The organism is Streptomyces sp. SJL17-4, assembly GCF_036826855.1.
Lineage (GTDB): Bacteria > Actinomycetota > Actinomycetes > Streptomycetales > Streptomycetaceae > Streptomyces.
Genome location: NZ_CP104578.1, coordinates 2,267,890 through 2,287,341, shown reverse-complemented (window position 1 = coordinate 2,287,341; position 19,452 = coordinate 2,267,890). Strand labels below are relative to the sequence as shown.

General features: G+C 71.5%; 15 protein-coding genes and 1 riboswitch. Of the genes, 10 read left to right on the top strand and 5 right to left on the bottom strand.

Annotated features, from left to right (window positions below; genetic code table 11):
• Nucleotides 1-140 precede the first annotated feature (140 nt).
• Nucleotides 141-959 (top strand): serine protease, encoded by an 819-nt coding sequence (locus tag N5875_RS09850; protein ID WP_318207493.1) that lies wholly within the window; start codon nucleotides 141-143, stop codon nucleotides 957-959.
• Nucleotides 960-1,073: 114 nt separating this feature from the next.
• On the opposite strand, the gene N5875_RS09845 is transcribed toward N5875_RS09850, so the two are convergent.
• On the bottom strand, nucleotides 1,074-1,304 hold the full coding sequence (locus N5875_RS09845) for a hypothetical protein (RefSeq protein WP_015036683.1): 231 nt from the start codon (nucleotides 1,302-1,304) through the stop codon (nucleotides 1,074-1,076).
• Nucleotides 1,305-1,736: 432 nt separating this feature from the next.
• Here N5875_RS09845 and N5875_RS09840 point away from each other — a divergent pair, with 432 nt between their 5' ends.
• From N5875_RS09840 to N5875_RS09830, 3 genes are all read left to right on the top strand, one after another.
• Nucleotides 1,737-3,854 (top strand): DNA topoisomerase IV subunit B, encoded by a 2,118-nt coding sequence (locus tag N5875_RS09840; RefSeq protein ID WP_318207492.1) that lies wholly within the window; start codon nucleotides 1,737-1,739, stop codon nucleotides 3,852-3,854.
• Nucleotides 3,855-4,023: 169 nt separating this feature from the next.
• Entirely contained in the window at nucleotides 4,024-4,509 is a 486-nt protein-coding gene (locus N5875_RS09835; RefSeq protein WP_318207491.1) for a DUF485 domain-containing protein, read from the top strand.
• A complete protein-coding gene (locus tag N5875_RS09830) occupies nucleotides 4,506-6,098 on the top strand; it encodes a cation acetate symporter (RefSeq protein ID WP_338493135.1) in 1,593 nt (530 codons plus the stop codon). Before N5875_RS09835 ends, N5875_RS09830 begins: the two co-directional genes overlap by 4 nt.
• Before the next feature lie 54 nt (nucleotides 6,099-6,152).
• Here the strand turns inward: N5875_RS09830 and N5875_RS09825 are convergent, their stop codons facing one another.
• Nucleotides 6,153-6,842 carry a response regulator gene (locus tag N5875_RS09825; RefSeq protein ID WP_318207489.1) on the bottom strand — a complete coding sequence of 230 codons (690 nt, stop codon included), beginning with the start codon at nucleotides 6,840-6,842 and terminating at the stop codon, nucleotides 6,153-6,155.
• Nucleotides 6,839-8,617, bottom strand: a complete 1,779-nt coding sequence (locus N5875_RS09820) for a sensor histidine kinase (protein ID WP_338493132.1) — start codon at nucleotides 8,615-8,617, stop codon at nucleotides 6,839-6,841. Before N5875_RS09820 ends, N5875_RS09825 begins: the two co-directional genes overlap by 4 nt.
• Before the next feature lie 121 nt (nucleotides 8,618-8,738).
• On the opposite strand from N5875_RS09820, the gene N5875_RS09815 reads away from it, so the two are divergent.
• Nucleotides 8,739-9,821 carry a GTP-binding protein gene (locus tag N5875_RS09815; RefSeq protein ID WP_338493130.1) on the top strand — a complete coding sequence of 361 codons (1,083 nt, stop codon included), beginning with the start codon at nucleotides 8,739-8,741 and terminating at the stop codon, nucleotides 9,819-9,821.
• A gap of 105 nt (nucleotides 9,822-9,926) precedes the next feature.
• Nucleotides 9,927-11,321, top strand: coding sequence for a M1 family metallopeptidase (locus tag N5875_RS09810; RefSeq protein ID WP_338493128.1), 1,395 nt, complete (start codon nucleotides 9,927-9,929; stop codon nucleotides 11,319-11,321).
• A 90-nt stretch (nucleotides 11,322-11,411) separates the two neighbouring features.
• Here N5875_RS09810 and N5875_RS09805 read toward each other — a convergent pair whose 3' ends face one another.
• Complete coding sequence (locus N5875_RS09805; RefSeq protein ID WP_338493126.1) at nucleotides 11,412-13,871, bottom strand: DNA topoisomerase IV subunit A; 2,460 nt, start codon at nucleotides 13,869-13,871, stop codon at nucleotides 11,412-11,414.
• A 181-nt stretch (nucleotides 13,872-14,052) separates the two neighbouring features.
• Here N5875_RS09805 and N5875_RS09800 point away from each other — a divergent pair, with 181 nt between their 5' ends.
• The 4 genes from N5875_RS09800 (at nucleotide 14,053) to N5875_RS09785 (ending at nucleotide 18,908) form a co-directional block, all read left to right on the top strand.
• A complete protein-coding gene (locus N5875_RS09800) occupies nucleotides 14,053-15,408 on the top strand; it encodes a pitrilysin family protein (RefSeq protein WP_318207484.1) in 1,356 nt (451 codons plus the stop codon).
• Nucleotides 15,409-15,434: 26 nt separating this feature from the next.
• Nucleotides 15,435-16,802, top strand: a complete 1,368-nt coding sequence (locus N5875_RS09795) for a pitrilysin family protein (RefSeq protein ID WP_318207936.1) — start codon at nucleotides 15,435-15,437, stop codon at nucleotides 16,800-16,802.
• Between the two features lie 200 nt (nucleotides 16,803-17,002).
• Nucleotides 17,003-17,168: riboswitch (cyclic di-AMP (ydaO/yuaA leader) on the top strand.
• A gap of 12 nt (nucleotides 17,169-17,180) precedes the next feature.
• On the top strand, nucleotides 17,181-17,954 hold the full coding sequence (locus N5875_RS09790) for a M23 family metallopeptidase (RefSeq protein WP_338493124.1): 774 nt from the start codon (nucleotides 17,181-17,183) through the stop codon (nucleotides 17,952-17,954).
• Between the two features lie 270 nt (nucleotides 17,955-18,224).
• The gene (locus tag N5875_RS09785) at nucleotides 18,225-18,908 is read left to right on the top strand and encodes a GntR family transcriptional regulator (RefSeq protein ID WP_318207482.1); all 684 of its coding nucleotides are present in this window, start codon (nucleotides 18,225-18,227) and stop codon (nucleotides 18,906-18,908) included.
• A 144-nt stretch (nucleotides 18,909-19,052) separates the two neighbouring features.
• Here the strand turns inward: N5875_RS09785 and N5875_RS09780 are convergent, their stop codons facing one another.
• A complete protein-coding gene (locus N5875_RS09780) occupies nucleotides 19,053-19,334 on the bottom strand; it encodes an HPr family phosphocarrier protein (RefSeq protein ID WP_015036698.1) in 282 nt (93 codons plus the stop codon).
• Nucleotides 19,335-19,452 lie beyond the last annotated feature (118 nt).

The window sequence follows — 19,452 nt, the reverse complement described above, 5'->3', positions numbered from 1 at the left end:
GGACACGAGGCAGGAGCGGTACGCGGAAGGGCCCGGTTCCCCGAGAGGGAGCCGGGCCCTCCGGCTGTCCGCGGGGTGCACGGCGCGGCCGTGTGCTGGACGCTGGGTGAACCGACATCACCGGAGAGTCAGGAGGCTCCATGCGTGGTTCCCTCACCCGAGCATTGACGGGTGCTCTGGGCCTGATCGCAGCGGCGGCGGGGCAGCTGGCCGGCGCCGCACCCGTGGCCGCCGACGGCGTCGTGGTGGGCGGCCGGCAGGCCCAGATCACGGACGCGCCATGGGTCGTGGCGCTGTCCAGCCGTGACCGGTTCGGGGGTACGCGCGCGGGGCAGTTCTGCGGGGGCGTGCTCGTGGCGCCGACCAAGGTGCTCACGGCGGCCCACTGTCTGGGCCGTGAGGTCCTCGGCGGCGAGCCGTGGGAGGTGCGCGACTTCGTGGTCATCGCGGGCCGCGCCGCGCTGCGCGGGCAGGGCGGGCAGGAGGTGCGGATCTCGGACACCTGGGTCAACCCCGACTACGACCCGACGACGAACTCGGGCGATCTCGCGGTGCTCACGCTGGTGAGCGCGCTGCCGCAGTCGTACGTGATCGGCGTCGCCCGTACGGGAGACGCGGCGTACACGCCCGGCACGGAGGCGGACGTCTACGGCTGGGGCGACACGACGGGCAACGGGACCTATGCCTCCACGCTGCGGACGGCGCGGGTCCAGGTGCTGCCCGACAGCGCGTGCGAGCGGGCGTACCCGGGCGGGTTCGGCGTCCCCTACCGGAGCGACACGATGCTGTGCGCGGGCGACCCGCAGGGCGGCAGGGACGCGTGTCAGGGCGACAGCGGAGGCCCGCTCGTGGCGAAGGGGCTCCTCGTCGGCCTGGTGTCCTGGGGCAGCGGCTGTGGGCAGGCGGAGAACCCGGGGGTCTACACCCGGGTCTCGGCGGTGCTGCCGGAGCGTTTCTGATCCAGGGCGGACAGTGACGGTACGAGAGCGGGCGGCCACCCCCCTTGGTCTTCGGGGGTGGCCGCCCGCTGTCCGGTCAGTGGCCGGATCTGGGCTCGTCGTGGATGCGAGGCGTCAGTGGTCGTCGCCCTGGGTGCGGGCCGGCACGTCCGTCAGGCGGTCCGTCTCATCCTGTATCTCAACGGCGATCTTCTTGAGTTCCGGCTCGAACTTACGTCCGTGGTGGGCGCAGAAGAGCAAGTCACCTCCGCTGGTCAGGACGACACGCAGGTAGGCCTGGGCGCCGCAGCGGTCGCAACGGTCAGCGGCCGTCAGGGGGCTCGCGGGGGTCAGAACAGTAGTCACGTCGCCTCTTCTCTAGCTCGACGAGCTGTCGTACCAGGGTCAACATCCAACCAGGCCGAAAACGTTCCCGCTCGCGGCTTTTCCTTCAAACTTCTTCGCAGGTGGCTGTCTGCTGCCGGTTGGCGGCGAATGAGCCGTATTGCGTCGCTCTACGGATTTCGCGTTGCTTGTGTCGGTCAGTCCTCCCGGCGTGGTTGCCGGTTGTTCATGAGGACGTGCCCGGAGCCTAAATGGTTCATGCCTGGAAGGGAACGTGATGTTCGCGTCACCCCATCGAGGGATCGAACATCCATGCGACGCTGGACTAGCATGAGGAATCGGGGAGGGTGGTGTAACAACGGCTCTACCAGGCATCGGTACCCTCTGACGGGTGACCGACGCCGGGCCTTACCCCACCGGGCCAGATTTCAAATTCAGCGAGGAGCGAACCGCGTGACCGCCGAAACGTCCGTGCCGTCCAGTGCGCTGCTGACCGCAGACCGTGACGCTTCCAACTACACCGCGCGGCACCTGCTCGTACTCGAAGGGCTCGAAGCGGTCCGCAAGCGCCCCGGTATGTACATCGGGTCCACCGACAGCCGCGGCCTGATGCACTGCATCTGGGAGATCATCGACAACTCGGTCGACGAGGCCCTCGGGGGCTACTGCGACCACATCGAGGTCGTCCTCCACGACGACGGCTCCGTCGAGGTCCAGGACAACGGCCGGGGCATCCCGGTCGACGTCGAGCCGAAGACCGGACTCTCCGGAGTCGAGGTCGTCATGACCAAGCTGCACGCCGGCGGAAAGTTCGGCGGCGGATCGTACGCCGCGTCCGGCGGTCTGCACGGCGTCGGCGCCTCCGTGGTCAACGCCCTGTCGGCCCGCCTCGACGTCGAGGTCGACCGGAACAGCGCCACGCACACGATCAGCTTCCGCCGGGGCGTCCCGGGCATCTTCACCGAGCAGGGTCCCGACAGCCCCTTCGATCCGGGCAACGGCCTGCGCAAGGGCAAGCGCGTCCCCAAGACCCGTACCGGCACCCGTGTGCGCTACTGGGCCGACCGGCAGATCTTCCTCAAGGACGCCAAGCTCTCCCTGGAGACGCTGCACCAGCGCGCCCGGCAGACCGCCTTCCTCGTGCCCGGCCTCACCATCGTCGTCCGCGACGAGCGGGACCTGGCGGGGATCGGCAAGAGCGAGGAGACCTTCCGCTTCGACGGCGGCATCAGCGAGTTCTGCGAGTACCTCGCGCAGGACAAGGCCGTCTGCGACATCCAGCGCCTCACCGGCCAGGGCACCTTCAAGGAGACCGTCCCGGTCCTCGACGAGCGCGGCCACATGACGCCGACCGAGGTCACCCGTGAGCTCGCCGTCGACGTCGCGCTGCGCTGGGGCACCGGCTACGACAGCACGGTCAAGTCCTTCGTCAACATCATCGCGACGCCCAAGGGCGGCACCCACGTCTCGGGCTTCGAGCAGGCCGTCACCAAGACGGTGAACGAGGTGCTGCGCTCGGCGAAGATGCTGCGCGTCGCCGAGGACGACATCGTCAAGGACGACGCCCTGGAGGGGCTCACGGCCGTCGTGACGGTCCGCCTCGCCGAGCCGCAGTTCGAGGGGCAGACCAAGGAGGTCCTCGGCACGTCCGCGGCCCGCCGGATCGTGGCGAACGTGGTCGCCAAGGAGCTCAAGGCCTTCCTCACCTCGACCAAGCGGGACGCCAAGGCACAGGCCCGTGCCGTCCTGGACAAGGCCGTCGCCGCGGCCCGTACGCGCATCGCCGCCCGCCAGCACAAGGAGGCGCAGCGCAGGAAGACGGCGCTGGAGTCCTCCTCGCTGCCGGCCAAGCTGGCCGACTGCCGCAGCGACGACGTGGAGCGCAGCGAGCTCTTCATCGTCGAGGGCGACTCGGCCCTCGGTACGGCCAAGCTCGCCCGCAACAGCGAGTTCCAGGCCCTGCTGCCGATTCGCGGCAAGATCCTCAACGTCCAGAAGTCGTCCGTCTCGGACATGCTGAAGAACGCCGAGTGCGGGGCGATCATCCAGGTCATAGGAGCGGGCTCGGGCCGCACCTTCGACATCGACGCGGCGCGGTACGGGAAGATCGTCCTCCTGGTCGACGCCGACGTCGACGGCGCCCACATCCGCTGTCTGCTGCTGACGCTCTTCCAGCGCTACATGCGGCCGATGGTGGAGGCCGGGCGGGTCTTCGCCGCCGTGCCGCCGCTGCACCGGATCGAGCTCGTCCAGCCCAAGAAGGGCCAGGACAAGTACGTCTACACGTACTCGGACAACGAGCTGCGCCAGACCCTGCTGGAGTACCAGCGCAAGGGCGTCCGCTACAAGGACTCCATCCAGCGCTACAAGGGTCTGGGCGAGATGGACGCCGACCAGCTCGCGGAGACCACGATGGACCCGCGTCACCGCACCCTGCGCCGGATCAACATCGGCGACCTGGACGCGGCGGAGCAGGTCTTCGACCTCCTCATGGGCAACGACGTGGCACCGCGCAAGGAGTTCATCACCGGCTCCGCGGCGACCCTCGACCGCTCGCGCATCGACGCCTGAGGCAGTCCGGACCGTGCGGTACGCATATCAGCACGGTCCGGTCAGGGCACCTGGGCGGAGAGTCACCTGATGGGGTGAACAGCGGGAGGAGAAGAGTCCGGGATCTTCCCGCTCTGTCCATCCTTGGGCACGCGGCCGAAACGGTTCGCCTGACAAGGAGAGTTGCCCGGTGGAGCAGGTGGACAAGCAGGAGGGGCTCGACGCTTCGGCGGTGCCCTTCGACGACCCCTGGTACGACGCGACGGGCTCCGGCCGGGACGAGCGCGCGGGGGCCGGGGCTCCCGGTGACGGCCGCCCCGACGCGGTGCTGCGACAGCGGGTCCACAGCGCGGCGGAGATCTATCTGGAAGTGCAGCGGAGCCCTGCCTTCCAGGAGGTGCGCCGCCGCTACCGCCGGTTCGTCTTCCCCGCCGCCCTCGCGTTCCTCCTCTGGTACCTCGCCTACGTCGTGGCGGCGACCGCCGCGCCCGGACTCATGGCGCGGCCGGTCGTCGGGGTGGTGAACGTGGCGATGGTGGCGTGCCTCGGGCAGTTCCTCACCACCTTCCTGCTGACCTGGGCGTACGCGCGCCACGCGCGGCTGCGCAGGGACCGGGCCGCGCTCGACCTGCGCTGGGACACCCAGGAGATGACCCGAGGGGTGACGCAGCCGTGACCGCGGACCACCAGACCCTGGCGCTCGTGCTGTTCAGCGTCTTCATCGCCGTCACCCTGGGGATCACCACCTGGGTGAGCCGCAACCGGCGCGGTTCGGCCGAGGAGTTCTACGCCGGGGGCAGGCTCTTCTCGCCCCTGGAGAACGGCTTCGCCATCGCCGGCGACTACATGTCCGCGGCCTCCTTCCTCGGCATCTCCGGGCTGATCGCCCTCTACGGCTACGACGGCATGCTGTACTCCGTCGGATTCCTCGTCGCCTGGCTGGTCGTGCTGCTGCTGGTGGCCGAACTGGTCCGCAACTGCGGCCGGTTCACCCTCGCCGACGTCGTCGCCGCGCGGATGGCCGAGCGCCCGGTGCGGATCGCCGCCGGCACCTCCTCGGTGGCCGTCTCCGTGCTGTACCTCGTGGCCCAGATGGTGGGAGCCGGAAGCCTGGTCGCGCTGCTGCTCGGCGGCACCAGCGAGGCGGCCCGCTCCTGGACGGTGATCGGCGTCGGCGCGCTGATGGTGATCTACGTGTCGCTCGGCGGCATGCGGGCCACCACCTGGATCCAGATCGTCAAGGCGGTCCTGCTCATGGCGGGCACGATCGCGCTCACCGTTCTCGTCCTGCTCCGGTTCCACGGCGACGTGAACAGCCTGCTCTCCAGGGCGGCCGAACGCAGCGGGCACGGCCTGGACTTCCTCGCCCCCGGGCTCCGCTACGGCGGCGACTGGACGGCCCGCCTCGACTTCATCAGCCTCGGCCTCGCCCTGGTCCTGGGCACGGCGGGACTGCCCCACATCCTGTCGCGCTTCTACACCGTGCCGACCGCCCGGGCCGCCCGCCGTTCGGTCGTCTGGTCCATCGGGCTCATCGGCAGCTTTTACCTGATGACCATCGTGCTCGGCTTCGGCGCCGCCGCGCTGATCGGCCCCGACGAGGTCCGCGCGTCCAACGCGTCCGGGAACACCGCCGTACCGCTGCTCGCCCTCGACCTCGGCGGCGGCGCGGGCTCCACCGGCGGCACCGTGCTCTTCGCGATCGTCGCCGCCGTCGCCTTCGCGACCATCCTCGCCGTCGTCGCGGGGATCACCCTCGCCTCCTCGGCCTCCGTCGCCCACGACCTGTACGCCTCGCTGCGCCGCCGGCACGCGAAGCAGTACAGCGAGGTGACCGTGGCCCGGATCGCCGCCGCGGGGATCGGCGCGGCCGCGATCGGCCTGGGGCTGCTCGCCCGCGACCTCAACGTGGCCTTCCTCGTCGGGCTGGCCTTCGCGGTCGCGGCCTCCGCCAATCTGCCGGTGCTGCTCTACTCGCTGTTCTGGCGGAGGTTCACGACCCGGGGCGCGGTCTGGTCCGTCTACGGCGGTCTGATCCCCGCGGTGCTTCTCGTCGTGATCTCGCCGGTGGTCTCCGGCAGTCCCGAATCGCTGTTCCCCGGTGTCGACTTCCACCTCTTCCCGCTGCAGAACCCGGGAGCGGTCTCCATCCCGCTGGGCTTCCTCGCCGGCTGGATCGGGACCGTGACGTCGACCGAGCCGCCCGACGAGGCACGGCACGCCGAGACCGAGGTCCGGTCGCTGACCGGCGCCGGCGCCGCCTGACCGTCCCGCGCGGGGCGTCAGCCGGTGGAGGGCGAGGTCGCCCAGGCGTAGGCGTCAGCCGGTGGAGGGTGAGGTCGCCCAGGCGTAGCGGTGTTCCGGACGGCCCGTCTCGCCGTACCGGAGCGAGAGGCGGACCCTGCCGGTGCGTTCCAGGAGTTTGAGGTAGCGCTGGGCGGTCTGGCGGCTGACGCCGGCCCGCTCGGCGATCTCCTGGGCGGACAGCGGCCCACCGGCGGCGAGCAGCACCTGGCGGACCAGCTCGGCCGTGGTGGGGGAGTGCCCCTTGGGCAGGTCCGGGGCCACGGAGCCCGCCGACAGGACCCCGAAGATCCGGTCCACCTCGGCCTGCTCCGCCTCGCCCCCGCCCTCCAGAGTGCGGCGGAGCGTCGCGTACGCCTCCAGCTTGGCGCGCAGCCCGGCGAAGTTGAACGGCTTGACCAGGTACTGGAGGGCGCCGTGCCGCATCGCCGCCTGCACGGTGGCCACGTCCCGGGCGGCCGTCACCATGATCACGTCGCACTGGTGACCGCGCGCACGGAGCTCCCGTACCGCGGCCAGGCCGTTCTGGTCGGGCAGGTAGTGGTCCAGGAGGATCAGGTCCACCGGCTGCTCGTCCAGGGCGGCGAGCGCCTCGGCGGTCGAGTGGGCGGTGGCGGCGACGCGGAAGCCGGGCACCTTGGCGACGTAGGCGGCGTTGATGCGGGCCACCAGCACGTCGTCGTCGACGACGAGGACGTCGATCATCGGGCCTCCTCGACGGGCTCCGGACCAGGCCCGCGGAGAGCCGCGTCCGGCTCGGCATCCGGCCTCCGTGCCGTCAGGTCCGGCTCGGGCTCGGGCGCCCGTACAGCCAGGTCCGGATCGGCCTCCGCGGCCAGGTCCGGCTCCGGCTCGGGCTCGGTCAGGGCGTCCGGGAGGACGATCGTGAACTCCGCGCCCCCGTCGAGCCCGTCGGCCACCCGCGCGGTGCCGCCCCGGCGCTCGGCGAGCCGGCGTACCAGGGCGAGACCGAGGCCGCGCTTCCCGTGCGACGGAAGCGCCTTCGTCGACCAGCCCTCGGTGAAGATCAGCTCGCGGCGCTCCTCGGGAACCCCCGGGCCGCTGTCCGTGACCCGCAGCACGACCGTACGTCCCTCGGTGCGGAACGAGACGTCGATACGGGCTCCCGGGGTGCCCGCGACGGCGTCCAGGGCGTTGTCGACCAGATTGCCGACGACGGTGACCAGTTCGCGCGGGTCGACGAGCCGGTCCGGCAGCAGCGAGTCGGGGGCGAGCCGCAGCGAGGCGCCCCGCTCGGCGGCGACGGTCGCCTTGCCGACCAGGAGCGCCGCGAGGAGCGGGTCGTGGACCTTCTCCGTGACCTGCTCGGCGGTGGCCCGGTGCACACCGACCACCTCGGTGACGAACTCGACCGCCTCCTCGTGCATCTCCAGCTCCAGGAGCCCCAGGAGGGTGTGCATCCGGTTGGCGTGCTCGTGATCCTGGGCGCGCAGGGCGTCGATCAGGCCACGGGTGGAATCCAGCTCGCGCCCGAGCCGCTCCAGCTCGGTGCGGTCGCGGAGGGTCGCCACGGCGCCGCCGTCGTCGGTCGGCATCCGGTTGGCGATCAGCACCCGGTGCCCGCGGACGGTGAGCAGGTCCTCGCCGGTCACCCGGCCCGCCAGGACGTCGGCGGTACGGCCGCGGCCGAGGACCTCGTCGAGCGGTCGTCCCGCCGCCTCGGGGCCGAGGCCCAGCAGCCGCTGGGCCTCGTCGTTCATGAGCCGGACCGAGCCGTTGCGGTCCAGCGCCACGACCCCCTCGCGGATGCCGTGCAGCATGGCCTCGCGTTCGGCGAGGAGCGCGGAGATGTCGGAGAAGGCCAGGTCGTGGGTCTGCCGCTGAAGACGCCGGGAGATCAGGTACGCGGCCAGGGCACCGGCCGCGAGCGCCCCGCCCGCGTAGGCGAGGAGGCCCGGGATCGCGGCGAGGAGCCGTTCGCGGACGCTGTCGTACTCGATGCCGACCGAGACCGCGCCGACGATCCGCCCGTCCGCGTCCCGCAGCGGCGTCTTGCCGCGCGCCGAGCGGCCCAGGGTGCCGCTGTCGATCTCCATCACCTCGTGCCCGGCGAGGACGTCGGTCGGATCGGTGGAGACGCGCCGGCCGATCTCCGCGGGATCGGTGTGCGACCAGCGCACCCCGCGGGTGTCCATGACGACGACGTACTCGGCGCCCGTGGAGGTCCGGATCCGCTCGGCCTCCGTCTGCACCGGACCCCGCGCCGACGGCCGCGTGCCGGTGAGGTCCGCGGCCAGCCGGGGTGACGCCGTGGTCCCCGCGATGGCCAGGGCGCGCCGCATCGCCTGGTCGTCGAGCTGGGCGCTGAGCGGGGCGAGGAAGAGCCCGGTGGCGAGGACGGTCACACCGGTCGCGATGGCCAGCTGCATCAGCAGGACCTGCGAGAACACCCGCTGCGGCCAGCCGAACCGCCGACGGCGCGCACGCGGGCGCGGGGGGCTGGTCTGTGCGGGGCTCATGGCGGAAACGGTACGGGGCCACGCCCCGGCACCGGAAATGGCGTCGGCACGGGTGTCGGTGCGGAAACCTATTCTGGGGATCCCACAGCCGTGGGACCCGAAGGAACCGGAGGCACGTCCCTTGACCACGCAGCAGATCCCCGTCGTCGTCCTGGCCGGGTTCCTCGGGGCCGGGAAGACCACGCTCCTCAACCATCTGCTGCGCAGCTCCCGGGGGACCCGTATCGGCGTCATGGTCAACGACTTCGGCGACATCGGCATCGACGCGATGAGAATCGCCGGGCAGGTCGGCTCCACCGTCTCCCTCGGCAACGGCTGCCTGTGCTGCGCCGTCGACGCGAGCGAGCTCGACGAGTACCTGGAGGTCCTCACCCGCCCCGAGTCGCGGCTCGACGTGATCGTGATCGAGGCGAGCGGCCTCGCCGAGCCTCAGGAACTGGTCCGGATGGTCCTCGCCAGCGAGAACGAGCGGATCGTGTACGGCGGGCTCGTGCAGGTCGTCGACGCGGCCGAGTTCTCCGCCACCCGGGAGCGGCACCCCGAGACCGACCGGCACCTGCCGATCGCCGACCTCGTGGTCGTGAACAAGACCGACCGGGTCTCCGCGGCCGAGCTGCTCGCCGTACGCGAGACGGTCGGTGGTCTCGCCGGGAAGGCCGTGATCGTCGACGCCACGCACGGACGGATCGACCCGGAGCTGCTCTTCGACCGGGTGGTCCCGGAGGACGAGATCGAGGGGCAGATGTCCATCGAGGACATCCTGTACGGAGACGGGGACGGGGACGGGGGCGGGGACGGGGACGGTGACCCGCGGGCGCACACCCACACGTCGTACGAGACCGTCTCCCTGACCGCTGCCGCCCCGCTCGACCCGCGTCGGCTGATGGCCTTCCTCGACGCGCGGCCCGAGGGGCTCTACCGGATCAAGGGCTTCATCGACTTCGGCGCCGCCGATCCGGACAACCGCTACGCCGTGCACGCGGTCGGCCGTTTCCTGCGCTTCTACCCCGAGCGATGGCCCGACGGCGAGGAGCGGCTCACCCAGCTCGTCCTGATCGGCTCCGGCGTCGACGCGGCCGGCCTGCGCAAGGAACTCGTGGAGTGCGAGCAGCACGGGCCGCAGGACGTCCCCGACGAGCAGAGCATGTGGGGCGTCCTGCGGTACGTACAGCGGAGCGAGGACGGGCCGGAGACCTCCGAGTAGGGCTTCGGCCGGGCTCCGCGTGGCGGCGAGCCCTGCGGTGGGGGAGTCCCGTCAGTGGCCCGGAACCCGCCCGTCCGGGCGTACGGGCGTCCTAGCGTGCCCGTCATGACCTCGTTCAGTGGTTGGCGGGCGCCGCTGCTCGCTCTCACGGCCGTCCTGCTGCTCGCCCCCCAGACGGCCGCCGCGCAGGACCCCGGAGGCTCCCCGCCCCCCGCGCGGACGGTGGCGACGCCGGACCGCCCCTCGTACGACGTGTCGCTGCGTACTGACGCCGACGGCTCGCACTGGACCGGCCGCCAGACGGTGTCCTTCCGCAATGCCGCCCGTACTCCGCTCGCTTCGGTCGACGTACGGCTGTGGGGCAACGGCACCGTCGGCTGCGGAACCCCGGACGGTCCGCCTCCGGTCCGGGTGAGCGGGGTCGCCGGAGGCACCCCGCACCTGCCCACCGTCGGCTGCACCGCGCTGCGGATCGACCTGCCCGCACCCCTGCCGTACGGGGCGCGGGCCAGCGTCTCCTTCGACGTCTCGATCACCGTCCCGGACCGCGTCCACCGCTTCGGCAGGGACGGCGCGCACCGCTACCTCGGCAACGCGCTGCCGCTGCTGTCCGTCCGCGACGAGCGGGGTCGGCACCTCGACCCGGACGTCGGCTTCGGCGAGAGCTTCCACACCCTCGCCGGGGACTTCCGGGTCGCCCTCGACCACCCCCGCGGTCTCGTGGTGCCCGCGACCGGCACCACCACCCGGCACCCGGGCGCCCCCGGCCGCACGGTCACGACCAGCGTCGCGCGCGGGGTGCGGGACTTCGCGTGGGCGGCGGGCCCCTTCCGGTCCAAGACGGTGACCACGCCCGGCGGCGTCAGGCTGAACGCGTACTGGACCGGCACCACCACCCCCGAGGGCGTCACGAACGCGCTGAAGGAGTCCGTCGGCTCGGTCGACGAGTTCGGGAAGCGGTTCGGGCGCTATCCGTACGGCGAGCTCGACCTCGTCATGAGCGACACCCTCGACGACTTCGGCAGCATGGAGTTCCCGGGCCTCGTCCTGCTGTGGACCGAACCGGAGGAATCGGGAGCCGTCCACGAGATCGCCCACCAGTGGTTCTACGGAGTCGTCGGCAACGACCAGTTCGCGGAGCCCTGGCTCGACGAGGCCTTCGCCCAGTACGCGAGCCGGCTGTACCGCCGGGAGGACACCACCACGTGCTGGGAGGACCAGGGCGCGTGGCCCAGTGACACGGCCGCCCTCACGCGGACCATGGGCTACTACGGGGACGGTCACCGCTCCGAGTACGTCCGCGTCGTCTACGTCCGGGGAGCCTGTGCCCTGAGCGATCTGGAACGCCTCCTGGGCGGCCGGGAGATGGCGGGCATGCTGCGCGGGTACGTGCGGGACCACTGGCTGGGCGTCGCCACCACCGCGGACTTCAAGCGCGCGGCCCAGGCCGCGACGTCCACGGACCTCGGCCCCTTCTGGACGGAGCACCGGATCCACTGACCGAAGCAGACGACCGACCGGAGCACGACCAGCGGCCGTCCGGTGGATCAGAGCACGCCCTGATCCACCGGTTCCAACCGTCGTGCCGGGTCAGACCGCCGGGCTCGCCACCACGTCCACCGGGTGGGGGAGCGGGGTGCCCGAGCCGTCGCGGCGGGGGTCGACGTCCGGGAGTTCCACCGGGGTGCCGGTCTTCTGGGCGGCGTGGGCCGGGGTGGTGCCCGCCCAGGCCAGGATCAGGACGTCCTCGCCCTTCAGGAAGCGCTGGCAGCGGACGCCGCCGGTCGCGCGGCCCTTGCGCGGGTACTGGTCGAAGGGCGTCAGCTTCGCCGACGTACCCGCCGAGGAGTCGAGCGTGCCCGTGGAGCCCGCGACGGTGAAGACGACGGCGTCCGCCGCCGGGTCGACCGCCGTGAACGAGATCACCTCGGCGCCGTCCGCCAGCTTGACGCCCGCCATACCGCCGGCCGGTCGGCCCTGGGGCCGTACCTGCGCGGCCGGGTAGCGCAGGAGCTGGGCGTCGGAGGTGATGAAGACCAGGTCCTCCTCGCCCGTCCGCAGCTCGGTCGCGCCGACGATCCGGTCGCCCTCCTTGAGGGTGATGACCTCCAGCTCGTCCTTGTTCGCCGGATAGTCCGGGACCACGCGCTTCACCACGCCCTGGAGCGTGCCGAGGGCGAGCCCCGGTGAGGACTCGTCGAGCGTGGTCAGGCAGACCACGGTCTCGTCCGCCTCCAGGGACAGGAACTCGGACAGCGGCGCGCCGCCCGCCAGGTTCGGCGCGGACGCCGTGTCCGGGAGCTGCGGCAGGTCGATCACCGCGATCCGGAGCAGTCGGCCGTCCGAGGTCACCGCGCCGATGTCACCGCGCTGGGTGGCGGCCACCGACGACAGGATCACGTCGTGCTTGACGCGCTTGGCGTCCGGGTCGACCGGGGGCAGCTCCGCCGTCGCCGTACGGGCGAGCAGCCCGGTCGAGGAGAGCAGCACGCGGCACGGGTCGTCCGCGACCTCCAGGGAGACGGCCGCGACGGGCGCGCCCGCCGACTCCAGCAGGACCGTACGCCGGTCCGTGGCGAACTTCTTGGCGACCGCGGCCAGTTCCGCCGAGACCAGCTTGCGCAGCTCCGCGTCGGAGTCGAGGATCCCGGTCAGTTCGTCGATCTCGCCGTTGAGCCGGTCCTGCTCGGTCTCCAGCTCGATCCGGTCGAACCTGGTGAGGCGGCGCAGCGGGGTGTCCAGGATGTACTGCGTCTGGGTCTCGCTGAGCGAGTAGCGCTCGATCAGGCGCTCCTTGGCCTGCGCCGAGTTCTCGCTCTCCCGGATCAGCCGGATGACCTCGTCGATGTCGAGCAGGGCGACGAGCAGGCCCTCCACCAGGTGGAGCCGGTCGCGCTTCTTGGTGCGGCGGAACTCGGAGCGGCGCCGGACGACCTCGAAGCGGTGGTCGAGGTAGACCTCCAGGAGTTCCTTGAGGCCGAGGGTCAGCGGCTGGCCGTCGACCAGTGCCACGTTGTTGATGCCGAAGGACTCCTCCATCGGCGTCAGCTTGTAGAGCTGCTCCAGGACCGCCTCGGGCACGAAGCCGTTCTTGATCTCGATGACCAGGCGCAGGCCGTGGTTGCGGTCGGTCAGGTCCTTGACGTCGGCGATGCCCTGGAGCTTCTTGGAACCGACCAGGTCCTTGATCTTGGAGATGACCTTCTCGGGGCCGACCGTGAACGGCAGCTCGGTCACGACGATGCCCTTGCGGCGCGCCGTCACCGTCTCCACGCTCGTGGTGGCGCGGATCTTGAACGAGCCGCGGCCCGATTCGTACGCGTCCTTGATGCCGGAGAGGCCGACGATCCGGCCGCCGGTCGGCAGGTCGGGTCCGGGCACGAAACGCATCAGCGTCTCGAGGTCGGCGCCCGGGTGGCGGATCAGATGGCGGGCGGCGGCGATGACCTCGCCGAGGTTGTGCGGGGGCATGTTGGTCGCCATGCCGACCGCGATGCCGGACGCGCCGTTGACCAGCAGGTTCGGGTACGCGGCGGGCAGCGCCACCGGCTCCCGCTCCTGGCCGTCGTAGTTCGGCGCGAAGTCGACCGTGTCCTCGTCGATGGACTCGGTCATGAGCAGCGCGGCCGGGGCCATCCGCGACTCGGTGTACCGCATGGCGGCCGGCGGGTCGTCGTTGCCCAGGGAACCGAAGTTGCCGTGTCCGTCGACGAGGGGGAGGCGCATGGAGAACGGCTGCGCCATGCGGACCATGGCGTCGTAGATGGACGCGTCGCCGTGCGGGTGCAGCTTGCCCATCACCTCGCCGACGACGCGGGCGCACTTGACGAAGCCGCGGTCGGGGCGGAGCCCCATCTCGCCCATCTGGTAGACGATGCGTCGCTGGACGGGCTTCATGCCGTCACGGGCGTCCGGGAGGGCACGCGAGTAGATCACCGAGTACGCGTACTCGAGGAAGGAGCCCTGCATCTCGTCGACAACGTCGATGTCGAGGATTCGCTCCTCGAACGCGTCGTCCGGCGGCGGTGTCTTCGTGCTGCGGCGGGCCATCGCGGCTGCGGCTCCTTCACCAACAAGGTTGATCTGACGCGGACCATTGTGGACCGTGCCACCGACAGCGCCGACCGCGACCCGGAAGAGGGACATCTCCGGGGGGCGGGAACTTCGCCAGGTGTCGGCGCGCTTGCATACAGTGGCAGGACTTTTTCACATCGCGATCGAAGGGACGTACATGCCCATGGGTCACACGGCCACGGCCGAGGCCGGCTCCGGCGGCCTGACAGCGACCGAGCACCGGTTGGCGAACGGCCTGCGTGTGGTGCTCTCGGAGGACCACCTGACCCCGGTCGCCGCGGTCTGCCTCTGGTACGACGTCGGCTCGCGGCACGAGGTCCCGGGCCGCACGGGCCTCGCCCACCTCTTCGAGCACCTGATGTTCCAGGGCTCGAAGCAGGTCCACGGGAACGGGCACTTCGAGCTCGTGCAGGGCGCCGGCGGCTCGCTCAACGGCACGACGAGCTTCGAGCGCACCAACTACTTCGAGACCATGCCCACGCACCAGCTGGAGCTCGCGCTCTGGCTGGAGGCCGACCGCATGGGCTCGCTGCTCGCCGCCCTGGACGACGAGTCCATGGAGAACCAGCGGGACGTCGTCAAGAACGAGCGCCGCCAGCGCTACGACAACGTGCCGTACGGCACGGCCTTCGAGAGGCTGACCGCCCTGGCCTACCCGGAGGGGCACCCGTACCACCACACGCCGATCGGTTCGATGGCCGACCTGGACGCGGCCACCCTGGAGGACGCGCGGAACTTCTTCCGCACGTACTACGCCCCGAACAACGCGGTGCTGTCGGTCGTCGGCGACATCGACCCGGAGCAGACCCTCGCCTGGGTCGAGAAGTACTTCGGCTCCATCCCCGGCCACGACGGCAAGCCCGCCCCGCGCCCCGGCGACCTGCCCGAGGTCATCGGCGAGCAGCTGCGCGAGGTCGTCGAGGAGGAGGTCCCGGCCCGCGCGCTGATGGCCGCCTACCGGCTGCCGCACGACGGCACGCGCGCGTGCGACGCCGCCGACCTGGCCCTCACGGTCCTCGGCGGCGGCGAGTCCTCCCGGCTGCACAACCGCCTGGTCCGCCGCGACCGTACGGCCGTCGCCGCCGGCTTCGGCATGCTGCGGCTCGCCGGCGCGCCCTCGCTCGGCTGGCTGGACGTCAAGACCTCCGGCGGTGTCGAGGTCCCGCAGATCGAGGCGGCCGTCGACGAGGAGCTCGCCCGGTTCGCCGCCGAGGGCCCCACGCCCGAGGAGATGGAGCGCGCGCAGGCCCAGTTGGAGCGCGAGTGGCTCGACCGGCTCGGCACCGTCGCGGGCCGCGCCGACGAACTGTGCCGGTTCGCCGTGCTCTTCGGCGACCCGCAGCTCGCGCTGACCGCCGTCGACCGCGTCCTGGCGATCACCGCCGACGAGGTGCAGGCCGTCGCCGCGGCCACGCTGCGCCCCGACAACCGCGCGGTGCTGGTCTACGAGCCCCTGGCGACCGAACAGAGCGAGAACGCCGACGGCGACGAGGAAGAGGGAGCGGACCAGTGACCGACGCCGCCGCGTCTTTGACGAGCATGGACTTCCACCCGCAGCCGACGCCGGGCCTCGCCCGGCCCTGGGCCTTCCCGGCCCCGGACCGCGGCGCCCTGGACAACGGCCTGACGGTGCTGACCAGTCACCGCCCCGGCCAGCAGGTCGTGGCCGTGGAGATCTTCCTGCCGGCCCCGCTGGACGCCGAGCCCGCCGGCCTCGACGGTGTCGCCACCATCATGGCCCGCGCGCTCTTCGAGGGCACGGACCAGCACAGCGCCGAGGAGTTCGCGGCCGAGCTGGAGCGCTGCGGCGCCACGCTCGACGCGCACGCCGACCACCCGGGCGTACGGGTCTCCCTGGAGGTCCCCGTCTCCCGGCTGCCCAAGGCGCTCGGTCTCGTCTCCGAGGCCCTGATCGCGCCCGCGTTCCTCGAGACCGAGGTCGAGCGCCTGGTGCGCAACCGCCTCGACGAGATCCCGCACGAGACGGCCAACCCGTCCCGCCGCGCCGCCAAGCAGCTCTCCAAGGAGCTCTTCCCGGCCGAGGCCCGGATGTCCCGGCCGCGCCAGGGCACCGAGGAGACCGTCGAGGCGATCGACGCCGCCGCGGTCCGCGCCTTCTACGAGGCGTACGTCCGGCCCGCCACGGCCACCGCCGTGGTCGTCGGCGACCTCACCGGCGTCGACCTGGACAAGGTCCTCGCCGAGACCCTGGGCGCCTGGACCGGCGAGCCGGCCGAGCCGCTCCCGATGCCGCCGATCACCGCCGACGACACCGGACGGGTCGTCATCGTGGACCGTCCCGGCGCCGTCCAGACCCAGTTGCTGATCGGCCGGGTCGGACCCGACCGCCACGACAGTGTCTGGCCGGCCCAGGTCCTGGGCACCTACTGCCTCGGTGGCACCCTCACCTCGCGGCTCGACCGGGTCCTGCGCGAGGAGAAGGGCTACACGTACGGCGTGCGTGCCTTCGGGCAGGTGCTCCGCTCGGACGGCCGGGGGAACGGCGCCTCGATGCTCGCCATCAGCGGTTCCATCGACACGCCCAACACCGGCCCGGCACTTGAGGACCTGTGGAAGGTGCTGCGGACGCTGGCCGCGGAGGGGCTCACCGACGCCGAGCGGGAGACGGCCGTGCAGAACCTGGTGGGGGTCGCGCCGCTCAAGTACGAGACCGCGGCCTCCGTCGCCGGGACGCTCTCCGACCAGGTCGAGCAGCACCTCCCGGACGACTACCAGGCCCAGTTGTACGCCCGGCTGGCCGAGACCGGCACGGTCGAGGCGACCGCGGCCGTGGTCAGCGCCTTCCCCGTGGACCGGCTCGTCACCGTGCTCGTCGGCGACGCGGCGCAGATCGCGGAGCCGGTGCGCGCGCTCGGGATCGGTGAAGTGACCGTCGTGACCGGCTGATTCACGCCGCCGGCATGACAAAGGAGGGCCCCGACGGCATAGTTCGTCGGGGTCCTCCTGTTTGTCCGTATTAAGGTCAAGGGTGATCGTATGCCCTGTGGCATGTCTTACAAAAGGCGTGTCCGGTTGGTGATTGAAAGACGATCCGCATAGCGTCGGTGCGTCTGTTCGTCAGTTGCACGTGCCGCACCCGCGGCATCGGACAGACATCGCCGAGTCCCCGTCAGGCGCGAGCCTGGGGAGCCGGGGACCCATACGCAGTCCCTGGGGTGAATCGGGCGCCTTCGTCTCGTACGGAGGGGCTCGTAGGAGACCTTCCTGCTCCGAACCCGTCAGCTAACCCGGTAGGCGAGAGGGAAGGAAAGGACCAGCCCCTACATGGCGTTCACCCGTGCCACCGGGAAGCATCGTGCTCCGAGCCGGATGGCGCGCCGCGGCGTGGGCATCGCCGGCGCGGCGACGCTCGCCACCACCGGCGTCATCGGAACCCTCGCTTCCCCGGCGCTCGCCGCCGACACGGAGAACCGTTCCTCCCTCGAGGACACCGGTCTCACCAAGGTGATCACCGAGGACTCCCTCGCCGAGCGGATCGACGCCCAGGCCGCCGCCCAGGAGCAGGAGGCCTTCGAGGTCGCCGCCAAGGCGAAGGCCAAGGCCGAGGCGAAGCGCAAGGCCGAGGCCCGTGCCAAGGAGATCCGCGAGGCCGAGCAGCGCGCCGCCCGTGAGGCCGAGCGCCGCCGCCTGGCCTCCTTCCAGCTCCCCGTCGAGGGCACGTACGTCTCGACCGGCTACCAGACCGGTGGCTCGCTCTGGTCCTCCGGCAGCCACTCCGGCATCGACTTCCACGCCTCCTACGGCAGCAGCGTCGTGTCCGTCGGCTCGGGCACCGTCGTCGAGGCCGGCTGGGGCGGCGCGTACGGCAACAACGTCGTCATCCGGATGAACGACGGCACGTACACCCAGTACGGCCACCTCTCCTCCATCGGGGTCTACGTCGGCCAGAGCGTCGAGCCGGGTGAGCGGATAGGCATCTCGGGCTCGACCGGCAACTCGACCGGCCCGCACCTCCACTTCGAGGCGCGGACGACCTCCGAGTACGGCTCCGACATCAACCCGATCTCGTATCTGCGCGCCCGCGGCGTCAACGTCTGATCCCCGCGGCGTCGACGTCCGATCCAGGACGGATCGAGGACGCCTCGCGCAGGACCGGCGGTTCCGCCGCCGCCCCCAGTGCCCGTTCCGCCGCCCCACCCGCATCGCAAAAGCCCCGGCTCGTACAGAGCCGGGGCTTTTCGTCGGTCGCGGGAGACCGATATTCCGCCGGGGCATCGGAAATTCCGGCGCGCTGCAATAGAGTCGCAGATCGGGCGCAGAACAGGCGCCGCTGGAATTGACTCGCGCAGACCAAGGCGGAGGTCGGACATGCGCATTCCCGCGCACTCGGTATGCACGGCGATCCGGGACGACATCGTCTCCGGTGTCTTCGAGCGGGGCAGCCGGCTGACCGAGGACCAGCTCGCCCGCCGGTACGGGGTCTCCCGGGTCCCGGTCCGTGAGGCCCTGCGCACCCTGGAGTCCGAGGGCTTCGTGGTCACCCGCCGCCACGCCGGGGCGCATGTCGCCGAACCCACCGAGCAGGAGGCGGCCGATCTGCTCGACATGCGGGCGCTGCTCGAACCCCTGGGGGCCGCCCGCGCGGCCCAACGGCGCACGGAGGCCCATCTCAAGGTGCTGCGCGGCCTGGTCAGGCTGGGCCAGGAGCGGGCCAGGCGCGGACAGGGCGAGGATCTGCGCTCCCTCGGCGGCTGGTTCCACGAGACGCTCGCGCAGGCCTCCGGCAGCCCGGCCCTGACGGCGCTGCTGACCCAGCTGCGGCACAAGATCGCCTGGATGTACGCGGTCGAGCAGCCCGAGCGGCCGGTGGACGCCTGGGCCGAGCGCGGCGCGATCGTGGACGCCGTGGCGCGCGGCGACGCCGAGCGGGCGCGGGCGCTGACCGCGCTGCACGCGGAGCGCTCGCAGTCGCTGCACCGCCTCAAGAGACCGGACCGCGGCCGTGTGAGGGTTTCGCAACATGCAGTCAACACGGCGAGTTCCCGGAATTAACGCGCGCATCGTATACATGGAATAGGAATTCGACGCCGTCGCTCCGTGCTGCCCGAAAAGCGGAGCGGTGGAAAAGCGAAAGGCCGTGACCACCGGAATTCCGGCGGTCACGGCCTTTCGTCGTGCAGAGTGGGTCGACCCGGATCAGACGGTCTCGGGAAGCTCGTCCAGGCCCTCGGCGACCAGCTTCGCCAGACGGTCCAGAGCGGCCTCGGCGCCGTCGGCCTCCGAAGCGAGGACGATCTCCTCGCCGCCCTGCGCGCCCAGGCCGAGCACCGCGAGCATGGAGGCGGCGTTCACCGGGGTGCCGTCGGACTTGGCGATCGTCACCGGAACGCCGGAAGCCGTGGCGGCACGGACGAAGATGGACGCGGGGCGGGCGTGCAGGCCCTCGGCCCAGCCGACGTTGACGCGGCGCTCAGCCATGGTGTTGCCCTTCAAGTCTCAAGCGGGTTGTCTAGACCAGTCTCTCACGGGTTGCGATGTGCTCGCGCCGACGTTCGACCCGGACCGGACCGCCTTTCGGCCCTCCCTCGCCGTGCGT